Source organism: Celeribacter neptunius (genome assembly GCF_900113955.1).
Lineage (GTDB): Bacteria > Pseudomonadota > Alphaproteobacteria > Rhodobacterales > Rhodobacteraceae > Celeribacter > Celeribacter neptunius.
On sequence record NZ_FORH01000005.1, the window covers coordinates 18343 to 30107 of the forward strand.

An 11765-nucleotide genomic window follows, 5' to 3' on the forward strand; every position below is an offset into this window, starting at 1 on the left:
GCATTGTCGATTTTTATTATCTTAATGATTGCAGCGAAGTCTACGCGCCACGCAAAACAGCTTGTTGCGTTCGGTGCGTTCAGATGTCCGTCTGGCGCCCTGGAGCTGTCACCGAACGGTGGTGCAGCCGCGAAACACCGTTAAGCCGCGCCATGCGGTGGGATGTTGCACGGCCGCCGCCTGGCACCAAGCCAGGAACGCGCATGTTTCATCTGAATTTGAGTGCGTTTCAGCTGCGCTCGATTGCTGCCAGACGGGTCGCGGCGCTTCTAAGCATGGACTGGTCTGAACCGCACACGAAAAGTGTCACGCCCCTGGCATGCCAATCCGGGATCTGACGTGCATTTCCGACGAAGAGGCCAATAGGTGTGTCCGCCTTCTGACCGGCCGCCACGATACGCATGATCGCATCGTCCAGTTCCGGCGAGGGATAGCCGACTTGCATCGACTGAGACAGATCGGCGGGACCGACAAACATCATGTCGACGTCTTCGATCGCGGAGATCTCGTCCAGATGATCCAGCGCGCTGGCGTCTTCGATCTGCACCATGACCACACCTGAAGCATCGCAAACCTCTCGATACTCAGGCCCCCCCATGCCACCGTAGTTTCCGGCACGGGGGGACGGTGAAAGCCCGCGCTTGCCGCGCGCAAATCGTACTGCATCGCACACAGTTTCGGCATCCGCGCCGTCCATCACATGTGGGACCATCACCCCGGCCATCCCCAGATCCAGAAGCGGAGCGATCCAGTCCCGCGTCGCGCCCCAACGGCGCGACAACAACGGCAATCCCGCCGCGCGCGAGGCCAGGGCCATCCTGTCCATCTGTTCTATGCCGATCGGCGCGTGCTCTTGATCAACGACAGCGAAATCCAGTCCGGCCTGCCCCAGGATTTCGACGTTTTGGGGGGCGGGGGTCTTGATGAACGTGCCGATCAACAGCTCTTTGGCCTTGATCCGTGCTCTGAGGTCTTGTGCCATTCTCTGCTCCGCTCTTTAGCCTGTTAGGCCGATGACATCGGCGGCATTTCCGGCGACCATCTGGTGAATTTGCGCGTCGGAATAGCCAAGCCCGATACAAGCGGCGATACCGTTCTGGAACCCCTCAAGCGGCGTCAACGTGCCGACCTGCCCCAGATCGGAGCACAGGATTGTGCGCTCGGCCCCGACCAGGTCGATATGCTCACGCAGCTCTTCATCGGTTCGGTTTCTGAACTTCGAGCCTTCGACGAAAAAGGCCAGCGAGTGTTCCACATAAGCCCCCATATCGGCGATTTCTTTGGTGTCCGCCATAGAGGCGCCGACGATGTCCTCGGGGTGTGTGAAAATCAGTCGCTCGACACCGCGCTTACGGGCCTCGGCAAAGATGATTTTGGTTTCCGACACATGAATATGACCGCTGGCCAGTGCCATTCCGGTGGCGGCCATGACATCCAGCAGGTCCAGCACCTCGGGTCGCAGCCTACCATCATCAAACAGGGGGACCGCGGTGGCCGGGCGTATTTTCTGGGTCGAGGCCGGATGAACCCAGCCGGAGGTCTTTTCCCATTCCAGATGGTTTTCTGCGGCCAGCGTCGGCAGCCAGACGATCCTTCCATCCATGGCTGCGGTGTGTTCGACCGCATAAGGATTGATCCCGCCCACAACATTGTTGAGCACGATGCCCGAGTAAACCTTTGTCTTCAGATCGGGATAGTGATCCTGCAGCATCTGCGCGCAGATCACGCCGGAATAGTCATGATCTTTGGTCACCATGGCAGAAAATCCGCTATCCGAGTAGATCTGCGCCAGTTCCAGATGATCCACCGCGCGCGGTGCGATCGAGGGGCCGGAATGCACATGCGGGTCGACCGCGCCGGTCAAGATATCGGCAATCCTTGAGGCCTGTTCGGTCACGATGTTTTCGATGTTACTCATGAGGGCCTTCCGATCCTGTTGCTGTTTGAAATGGTGTGTCACGGGGACCGCCTTTGCGGGCCCATGCCCGGTCGGGCACGGTGTCCAGCGCTGTGCGCCAATCGTCGGTACGCTGAACGGGCTGGGCGGCAAGAGCCAACGCGGCTGTGGTGGCGGCGTCCAGATAGGCCGCGCGCGCTGTCTCATCCGTGCGCGGGACACCGTAGCTGACAACGGGGGAGGCCACGTCGAATCCCATATATTCCAGCGCATGTTTGCGGATAGGCGTCAACAACGGCCCGATCGGGCCATAGACGCCCGTGTCCGAGAACCGCGCGGGCGTGCCACCTGTGGTGACGCTGATCATGGCGCGGCGGCCCTTGAACACCCCGGTGTCAAAGCGTCGCCCATCGACATAGGCGAAACCATAGCTCAGCACCCGGTCGATCCAGCCTTTCATCAGGGCTGGCGCGCCACCCCACCACAAAGGGAATTGCAGGATCAGATTGTCGGCCTCGGCCACGCGCGCCTGCTCCCGGGCGATATCGGCAGCATAGCTATTCTGGCGCGCCGCATGGGCCTGTTCGGCCTGAATGTGAAACTGATCCGGGTCGGCCATGCCCTGCATGTCATGGCGGCCAATATCGGCGCGAAACCCCTCCGCGGCCAGATCGGAAATCGTCACCTGATGCCCGGCCCCGCGCAGCCCTTCGGCCATGGCACCGGCCAGGGCATGGTTGAAAGAGCCCGGCGCAGGATGGGCCACGACAATCAGAATGTTGCGCTTGCTCCCCATAGCCTAGAACTCCACTCGATCGGCACCTTTGAGGTTCAGCATGGCGCGGGCTTCGTCCGGGGTGGCAATCTCAAAGCCAAGGCTTTCGGCCAGTTCACGTGCCATGGTCACCTGCTGGGCATTGCTGACAGCCAGTTCCCCACGTTTGGCAAAGAGTGAATCCTCCAGACCAACACGCATGTTCCCGCCCAGGATCAGAGATTGCATGGCGACGGACATCTGGTGGCGCCCCGCCCCCAGAACCGACCAATGATAATCCTGGCCAAACAGCCGATCCGCCGTGCGGCGCATATGGGCGACGTCTTCGGGATGAGCGCCGATCCCGCCCAGAATGCCAAAGACGCTTTGCACAAAGAACGGCGGTTCGATCAGGCCCCGCCCGACAAAATGATGCAGCGTATAAAGATGGCCGATGTCATAGCATTCCACCTCGAACCGTGTGCCGCTGGCCGAGCAGGTCTTAAGAACATGTTCGATCTCGGCAAAACTGTTATGAAAAATTCGCGACCGCGACCCTTCGATGTAGTCTTCTTCCCAGTCGAATTTGAAGTCCTTCATCTTGTCGAGAATGGGGTAAAAGCCGAAATTCATCGTGCCCATGTTCAGGGATGCGATTTCGGGCTGGAAGGTTGCGGCGGGGCGCAAGCGCTCTTGCACGCTCATCTGGGGGGAACCACCAGTGGTGATGTTGATCACCACGTCCGAGCGTTGTTTGATCACTTTCAGAAACGGTTCGAACCGTTCGGGCGATTGGTCCGGGCGTCCGGTTTTGGGGTTGCGGGCATGAAGATGGACAATCGCGGCGCCGGCTTCGCGCGCTTCGAGCGCGGCGGTGGCGATCTCTTCTGCGGTGATTGGCAGATGCGGGGACATGGACGGGGTGTGAATGCCGCCGGTGACAGCGCAGGTGATGATGATTTTGGGTTTGGTCATATCGGCTCTCAGAACACGGCGCGGGGAATGAAGAGGGTGAGCTGCGGCACCAGAGCAATCAGGGCCAGCACGGCCAGACAGATCCCTACAAGGGGGAGCGCCTCGCGGATCACACGGGTAACCGGTTCGCCCGAAATGGCTGAGGCGATAAAGAGCAATATGCCCACCGGTGGCGTGGCCATGCCGATCACCACGTTCAGCACCACAACTGTGCCGAACTGCACAGGGTCCATGCCAATCAGGGCCTGCATTTTCAGCAGGATCGGCATGGTCAGGATCAGGATCGAGATCGGTTCGAGAAACATGCCCAGCATCAGAAGGAAAATGTTCAGAAATAGCAGGATCAGCCATGGGTTCTCGGTGATCTGGAGCATTGCTTCCGCGATCAGGGTCGGGACCTGCTCAAGAGTAAAGACAAAGGACACGATGCTCGCCATTGAGGTGATGAACAGGATTGAGGCCGACACAAGTGCTGTGGCAATCAGCGCGTTCCAGACGCGCTCGACCGTCAGGTCCTTGTAGATGAACCCGATGACCAGTGCATAGGCGACGGCGACGGCGGCGGCTTCGGTCGGGGTAAAGATACCGGCCTTGATCCCCACCAGAATGATCAGCGGCAGGACCAGCGCGGGAAAGGTGCGGCGTGTGGCCGTCAGCCGGTCTGCCAGCGTCATCTTGTCCGTCACCGGAAAGCCATCGCGGCGGGCGCGCCAGCTGGCATAGGTCAGCAGCCCCACGGCGATGCCAATTCCCGGCACCACACCGGCCAGAAAAAGTTGCCCGATGGACGCTCCGGAAAGCACTCCGTAAATGATCATGGTGATGGAAGGCGGGATAATCGGCCCCATGACCGAGCTCACGGCAATCAGCGCCGCCGCATAGGCCGGGGGCATGCCTTGTTTCGACATTGTCGGGATAAGGATGGTTCCCAGCGCCGAGGCCTCGGCCGTGGCGCTGCCAGAAATCCCGGCAAAAAAGCCCGAAGACAGGATCGACACTGACGACATCCCTCCGCGCCGGTGTCCGACCATGGCGCGTGCGAAATTGACGATGCGATCGGTCACCCCACCTACGTTCATCAGCGTTCCGGCCAGAAGGAACAGCGGGATGGTCAGCAGTACGAACTGGTCGATCCCGGCAATCATCCGTTGCGGCAGCAGCAGTGCCATCATGCCATTGCCGGACAGGTACAGGTAAACCGTTCCGCCGATACCAAGAGCAAGGGCGATGGGAATGCCGCTGGCTAATAGCCCGGCAAAAACGAGGAAAAAACTGCCCATCAGCTTAGGTCTCCTGACGGGGCCGGTGCCGCGTCTTTGGGGTCAAAGTTGTTCAGGAATTCCGGTCTAAATCGGACGATCAGATCGGCGATCACATGCAGAGCCATGAGAGACAGCCCGACTGTGACCGACACATAAACCCAGCGTATCGATAGGCCCAATGGGGCACCGGTCAACGACTCCCAGATAAAATCCAACGCCGGGATCGTCTGGCGATCAAAACGGGCAGCATAGTCATATCCATTCCACGCCATCAGCCCCAGAAAGAACAGAATTGGCACCGCCATCACTGCGCTGAGCACCCATTTCCAACGCGGCGACAACAGCGTGGGCACGAAATCCAGCGCGACGAACTCTCCACGCGAATAGGCCAGCCCCAAAACGAGAAATGTCAGCCATATCAATAAGTAGCGACACAATTCTTCTGCCCAGATCAGGGAATCGCCGACCACGTAGCGGGCAAAGACCTGCGCGATCATGATGCCCACGATCAACGCCATGCACAGGCCCGCCAAAACGCGCACGGTCTGCAAGTAGCCGCGTATGATAAGTGGAGGTTTCGGGTGGGAAGCAGTCGTCATAGCTTGCCTTTCAAAATGTATCTCTGCGCGACATCAGCATCAGCCGCGCGAGACACTGTTTGCTTTGCCAACCGATTATCCGGCGGCGGCGACCAATTCGGCGATCAGTGGATCCTTTGCCGCCCATTCCGAGGTCATGCCCGCCACCTTGGCGCGCATGACGTCCAGATCGGCAAGTTCCAACACGTCGACGCCTTTGGCCTTGAGCGTCTCACGCCCCTCGGCGTCTTGGGTTTTGGCGTAGTCCAGAGTTGCCGAAACGGACCGGCGTCCGGCTTCGGTCACGACGGCTTTTTCTTCGTTGCTCAGGGAATTCCAGTAGCGATCCGACATGATCGTGGTCATGTGCCAAGGATAATGTCCCGTCAGAGTGAAGTTCTTGCCGACTTCCCACAGGTTCTCGCCCAGCATCGAGGAAACGTTGATTTCAACAGCGTCCAGAACACCGGTTTCCAGCGCACCGTAAATTTCTCCGTAAGGCAGACCGACCGGGGCGGTGCCCAGCGTCTCCCAGATCTGTTTATGCAGCGCCACGGGCACTATTCGGGTTTTCAGACCAGACAGATCCTCCAACGAGGTCACCGGATCCTTGACCGACAGAAAGTGACGCTGACCGGTATCCGCGGTGGCCAGGCTGATCAGCCCAGCGTCACGCAGATCTTCCTGAATTTTGAGGCCAACCTCACCCAAGGCCAGTTCGCCAAAGTGATCATAATCCCGGACAAGAAATGGTAATTGCCACGCGTTCATTGCCTGGCGTCCGGTCACCAACGGGATCAGCACGCCAGACACGGCAGTCACATCCATTGTGCCCGCAACAGTGCCCTCTAACAGTTGCTTGTCACTGCCCAGCTGTCGGTTGGGGAAAATGTTGATGTTGAAAGCGCCCGGCATCAGGTCTTCGAGAGACTCGGCAAAGCTGGTGGCGAGTTTGTGCCCTGGGTGTACCTCGTTGGCGCTATGGGCGATTTTCATGGATTTACCCGCAGCCCGGGCCACATGTGGTGACGCCAAGGCGCCCACAAAGGCGGCCGTGCCTGTGCGCAAAAGAGTCCTTCTCGTGATCATCGGTTTCTCCTCCCAAGTGATCGTGTTTTCCTATTCCCGCGCTGAGATGCGCTCAGCTGCGTTCGTCTCGTCCTGCAGGCTGATCCTCGGGCATAGGGTAGTCTTCGGCATTCAGCACCCAGCCCGGTTTCATTGAGAAATCCATGCGCGGAGGGCTGAAAATATCGACCAGCTCATTGCTGGCGGGCGCCGTCGCGCGCGTGGTGTGGATGACCGGCGGCGGGATCACCAGCATCGAGGGCGAGGCCATCTCAATCGCCATATCCTCGCGCCAATCGGCCATATCGCTGGTCCAGGGCCAGCGCAGATAATGGGTGAACTCGCCGTTCAGTGCCAAAGATCCCTGCTCGAAATCATCGTGATGATGTGGCGACATCTTGGAAGGGTCGCGGGGGCCATCAAAGGGTTCGAGCACATTGATCATCAGCGTGGTGCATCGAAAGATGCGGCCGAAGCGGCCTTCTTCAGACGGCACATCCAGACTGTAGGCGCGGATTTTCCAACCACTTGTGGGTTCAGGCCACGGTTGAAACGGCGGGATATGGGGGCGGGGCGCATCATAAGCGCGTGCGTTGCCGCAGGCCTCGGCCAGATCAGTGTTTTGCGTGGAAAAAAGCCGCACCAGAACACCGCCCCCGGGCAGTGTCACTGTGCTGTCACCGGGCGGCACAAAGGCAAGACTGTTGCCGGGGACGTCTTCGTGTGTGCCACCCCATGTTATCACGGCACCAGCCTGAGGCAGCAACACCGCATATTCATCCGCTTGCGCAACGCGCTCGAACATCGCGCCCGGCTGGGCCTCAGTATAGGCCACAAGGAAGTTATGACCGCGATGCATCCATGTCATGCCTGTCGCGTCTGAAATCAGTGGGGCTGAGGCGTAGAAATACCCTTCCTGTTGTTCCGCAACCAATCCCGTCTGGGCAATTGTGCCGGCCGAAGCCTTGGGCGCCAAAGACGCGCGCGGATCGGATTTGTCGTACATGGATCAATCCTTATTGCAGGCGGCAAAAAGGGCCGCGTGAAAAACCTGAAAGATGGCCGACGTTTGCGTCTCTTTCTCTTGATTTTGTCTCGCTATGCGATACGATGTTTCTTGTAATGGAACATAAATACCGACGATCCGCGTTGTCAAGCATTGCATTCTGATGTGTTCTAAGCGGACTGTTGCGGACAATGAGCAAGGAGCATGGCGATTTGAAATCGGGGCATGATGACAAAGCAGATGTGATCCAAAGTGTTGCGATGGCGTTGCAAATACTTGAAACACTTGCGGATAAAGACGCCGACATTGGTGTGACCGCGCTGGCGACGGCGCTGGGAACCACCAAAAGCCGGATTCACCGGCATCTGCGCACACTGGTGTCCCTAGGTTACATTTCGCAATCCGAAGAAACCGAACGCTACCGAATCGGCGCACGGCTGATCGCTCTGGGAAAGGCTGCGTCAGGATCGGCTGACCTGTCATCCGTGGCCCTGCCACACATGCGTGCGCTTCGGGATGCTACCGGGCATGCTGTTAGCCTTGGACGGGTCGAACAAGACGGCATCCGTATCCTCAACACGCTGGCCGGCAACATGCAGATCGAAGTGGGTGTCCGGCCCGGTTCGTTGCTGGGATTCACAAATTCAGCACAAGGCAAAGTCGCGCTGGCGGCAATGTCTGACAAGGACCGCGCGGCATTGATCCCCTCAAAGTTGCCGGCTGCCACGCAGTTCACCATCACGAACCGAGATGAATTCTGGGCGCATATCAACACGGTTCGCGATCAACGTTGGGCGACTGCACCAAACGAAGCCATGCTGGGACTGAATGCGTTGTCTTGCCCGATTTTCGATGCAGACCGGACCGCGGTTGCGACGATCGCAATCGTCAGTCTGACGCAGTATATCGAAACTCCGCCTGATCCTATGCAGATACGGGCCGTTTCTGAGGCCGCCGAGCGCATATCAACCCAACTCGGTTGCCCCAATTACGTGTGGGAGAGTTGAGGATTCAAAACCTTTTGACCATCGCCGCAAGACTTGCTGATTCCTTGGCGGAGGTGTTGATAAGCTAGAACGGCTCTCTAGGTCCTACCAGGAATTGGCCTCTTTATGATGGACACCGCCAACTCTAGATCGATCACAGCGTTCTTGGGCTTCGCCCCTAAGGGAATGACCGCCTTCCATACGTTTTCGTCAAGGGCGGAAACGACTGATTTTGCTTTCGTGTCTGATCGCGGCCATTCGTGTAGCTGCAGCGAAATAGGGCTTTGAACCTCTTCCTGCCCATTTGAGGCGTTTGTGTTTGGCGCGGCAATGGAACTCGCTCTGCCTGAGTTCGGTCGGCCTCAAGCGCAGCAACTCGGTTGAGGTCGGTGACAGCGGCTGTGCGCTCCCGCAGCTAATGTACTATGAAATAATATCAATGAAATGGCGCCAAAAGGGGCGCTTTCCGCGTTTCTACGCCTGCGAGCCGGTGCTACGTGGAGGCTACGTTCGAGGGGCCACGCAAAGTGGAAACACTCCGGAAGCAAGTGGCGCGCAAAAAGCCATGTGATCTCCACGACACAGGGCAGCCCACGGCGGATGCCCTCAACAATCCTCGCGCCGGGGCTCTGCGTGGTTCCGGATTTCTGTCTTATCTTCACTCCTTGGGGGGCGATGAGCCGGAAACCCTCTCCTATCAAATCAACCTAAACTGCGCCATTGGCGCTGGCGTCAGACTTTGTGCTGCGCCGGGTGTCACGCGGTTCCGCGGGTTCGGCGCAGCGTCTGGCTGGGAGTTTCGAGGAACAGCTGGCGGTATTCCTGCGAGAACCGTCCGAGGTGGAAGAAGTTCAGATCGAGCGCGATCCTCGTGATATTGTCCTCGCCGTCCATGCAGAGGCGGCGGCGCGCGAGGTTCAGACGTTGCAGGCGCAGCCAGCGGCCGGGAGAGATCCCGAGAACTTCGCGGAACGAGACCTGGATCAGCCTGAGGCTGACCCCGGTCGCGTCGCACATCAGTGCCAGATCGGCGCTTTCCAGCCCCGTTGCTTCGGCCGCCTCGCAGGCCTTGCGCACGATGGTCTGCCGGTCGATGCGCCATTGCCGACTGCGTTCGGCCTGCGACGGGGTGATGATCCGGCCATTGGCCAGCTGGTCGAGGACATGCCGGGCCATGCCGTCGGCATCGGCGATCGGCTTGCCGTGCTGCGCGCTCAGAAGATGCGACAGATTGGTCGCGATCCGGTCCGAGATGTCCATGAAAACCTGCCGGATGTTCCCGTCGGGAAGTCGGTAACTGTTCAGCGCCGTTTCAAAGAAGTCGCGGCAGATCATGACCACCATGATGTCCGAGTTCTGGTCCGAGATCGCCCGATAGCGTCCGCCCTCGGTCATGACCTGATGCAAGCCGGACCCGCGGGCGACGCCATTGTCGATGTTGCACCGCAAGAGCCGACAGCCGTTGATCGGGATCGAGACGGCGACCCAGTCCTTCGGGGGCGTCGCCTGTTGATCTACGGCGACATTCATGCGTTCGCGGGCCAGCCGGATGGACCCCAGATCCAGCTGACACAGTTCCCCGCGGAACCGGCCCGCAGACATCTGCTGGTATTGCTGGTCCCATTGGTCGAGCAGACGTTCCTGTCCGCTCAGTTCTTCGGCAATCAGGTGAACGGGTTCAAGCTGCATCTCGGGCACTCTTCTGCGTCTCGTCATGGTTCCAAGGTCTGTCCCATCTGATCGCTGGCATTGCAAAATGGCAAGCTCAGGGCCGAGACCGTGCGCAAATCGGATAGTTCGGGGGGAGGCGTTGCCCGTAGTTTAGGCGAAACCTAACAGGACTTCCTTCAATGACGACAGCATCCGACAGCATTCTTCATCCCTTTACCAACCTCTCACAGACGGCCCCTGCACCGATCCGGACCTTCGCGAAAGGCGATGGGCTCTACGTGATCGGGGATGATGGCGAACGGTATTTCGAGGCCATGTCTGGCCTTTGGTCCGTCTCGCTCGGCTTCTCCGAAAAACGCCTCGCGGACGCGGCAACCCGGCAGCTGCAGTCGCTGCCGTTCTATCACATCTTCATGTCATCCTCGCACGAGCAGGTGCGCGAACTGGCCGAGGCGCTGATCGCGCGTGCACCGGGGCAGCTGGCTCATGTCGGGTTTTCGACCTCGGGCTCCGAGGCCAACGAGACCGCGGTCAAGGCGGTCTGGCAGTATAACAACGTTCTGGGACGCCCGCAGAAGAAAAAGATCATCGCCCGTTGGGATGCCTATCACGGATCGACGGCCTTGGCCGCGTCGCTCTGCGGTCTGCCCAACATGCACAGCGGGTTCGACCTGCCGCTCGGGCCGATCCTTCACACCGGCAGCCCGCACCATTGGCGCCACGCCAAGCCCGGCGAAACCGAGGAGGCCTTCGCGACGCGGCTGGCGGACGAGCTGGAGCAGATGATCCAGCGCGAGGGACCCGACACCATCGCGGCCTTCATCGCCGAACCGATCATGGGGGCAGGGGGCGTGATCGTGCCGCCCGCGTCGTATTTCGACAAGATCGTTCCGGTCCTGAAAAAGCACGATATCCTGTTGATCGCCGATGAGATCATCTGCGGCTTTGGCCGGACCGGGACCTATTGGGGGTCCGAACTCTGCGGCATCGAACCTGACATTCTGGTCTGCGGCAAACAGCTGTCCGGTGGATATCTTCCGATCTCGGCGACGCTGATGACCGACGAGATCTACAGCGTGATTGCCACCGAGACTTCGCGCAGCGGCGGGTTCTCGCACGGGTTCACCCATTCCGGCAATCCGGTCTGCGCCGCCGTCGCCAACGAGGCCATCCGCATCTACGACGAACGCGACATCGTTGCCGGTGTCGCAAGGAAGGCCGAGGTGTTCCACGCTGCACTGCGCGAGGCATTCACAGGCGCCGAGCACGTCGGCGAGGTCCGGGGTGTCGGATTGCTCGGGGCGGTGGAACTGGCCCCCGAGGGCGATCCGCGTCGCAGCTTTGCGGACAAAGCGGGTGCGCTCTGGGCCCGGGACATTTATGAGACGGAAAAAACCGTCGTCCGGGCGGTGCACGATGCTGTCGTGCTTTGCCCGCCTCTGATCGTGGAAGAGGGCGACCTGATTGCTCTGGTCGAACGTCTGCGCCGCTCCTACGATCGTGTTCTTCCTCAGATCAGGGCGCTTTCCACAACCGATTACTAAAGCCGCACGCACAAGACGGCGAAA

The 11765-nt window shown here is 59.5% G+C and carries 11 protein-coding genes; 2 read left to right on the forward strand and 9 right to left on the reverse strand.

Annotated elements, in window-relative coordinates:
* Positions 1-229: 229 nt before the first annotated feature.
* From BM151_RS12980 to BM151_RS13015, 8 genes are all read right to left on the reverse strand, one after another.
* On the reverse strand, positions 230-982 hold the full coding sequence (locus tag BM151_RS12980; protein ID WP_090061167.1) for an HpcH/HpaI aldolase family protein: 753 nt from the start codon (positions 980-982) through the stop codon (positions 230-232).
* Between the two features lie 15 nt (positions 983-997).
* A complete protein-coding gene (locus BM151_RS12985) occupies positions 998-1960 on the reverse strand; it encodes a DUF6282 family protein (RefSeq protein ID WP_245781207.1) in 963 nt (320 codons plus the stop codon).
* A complete protein-coding gene (locus tag BM151_RS12990; RefSeq protein WP_090061169.1) occupies positions 1911-2693 on the reverse strand; it encodes an NAD(P)H-dependent oxidoreductase in 783 nt (260 codons plus the stop codon). The genes BM151_RS12985 and BM151_RS12990 overlap by 50 nt, the downstream gene beginning before the upstream one ends.
* Before the next feature lie 3 nt (positions 2694-2696).
* A complete protein-coding gene (gene kce, locus BM151_RS12995; RefSeq protein WP_090061170.1) occupies positions 2697-3626 on the reverse strand; it encodes a 3,5-dioxohexanoate:acetyl-CoA acetone transferase in 930 nt (309 codons plus the stop codon).
* An 8-nt stretch (positions 3627-3634) separates the two neighbouring features.
* The gene (locus BM151_RS13000; protein ID WP_090061171.1) at positions 3635-4906 is read right to left on the reverse strand and encodes a TRAP transporter large permease; all 1272 of its coding nucleotides are present in this window, start codon (positions 4904-4906) and stop codon (positions 3635-3637) included.
* Positions 4906-5487: a TRAP transporter small permease gene (locus BM151_RS13005; RefSeq protein ID WP_090061172.1), complete on the reverse strand. Its 582-nt coding sequence runs from the start codon at positions 5485-5487 to the stop codon at positions 4906-4908. The genes BM151_RS13000 and BM151_RS13005 overlap by 1 nt, the downstream gene beginning before the upstream one ends.
* A 75-nt stretch (positions 5488-5562) precedes the next feature.
* Positions 5563-6555: a TRAP transporter substrate-binding protein gene (locus BM151_RS13010; protein ID WP_090061173.1), complete on the reverse strand. Its 993-nt coding sequence runs from the start codon at positions 6553-6555 to the stop codon at positions 5563-5565.
* Between the two features lie 52 nt (positions 6556-6607).
* Positions 6608-7540 (reverse strand): cupin domain-containing protein, encoded by a 933-nt coding sequence (locus BM151_RS13015; RefSeq protein WP_090061174.1) that lies wholly within the window; start codon positions 7538-7540, stop codon positions 6608-6610.
* Positions 7541-7731: 191 nt separating this feature from the next.
* Between BM151_RS13015 and BM151_RS13020 the strand changes: the two genes are divergently transcribed.
* Entirely contained in the window at positions 7732-8547 is an 816-nt protein-coding gene (locus BM151_RS13020) for an IclR family transcriptional regulator (RefSeq protein WP_090061175.1), read from the forward strand.
* A 735-nt stretch (positions 8548-9282) separates the two neighbouring features.
* Here BM151_RS13020 and BM151_RS21970 read toward each other — a convergent pair.
* Positions 9283-10215, reverse strand: a complete 933-nt coding sequence (locus BM151_RS21970) for an AraC family transcriptional regulator (RefSeq protein ID WP_177213138.1) — start codon at positions 10213-10215, stop codon at positions 9283-9285.
* A gap of 161 nt (positions 10216-10376) precedes the next feature.
* On the opposite strand from BM151_RS21970, the gene BM151_RS13030 reads away from it, so the two are divergent.
* Entirely contained in the window at positions 10377-11741 is a 1365-nt protein-coding gene (locus tag BM151_RS13030) for an aminotransferase (RefSeq protein ID WP_090061177.1), read from the forward strand.
* The last annotated feature ends 24 nt before the right edge of the window (positions 11742-11765 follow it).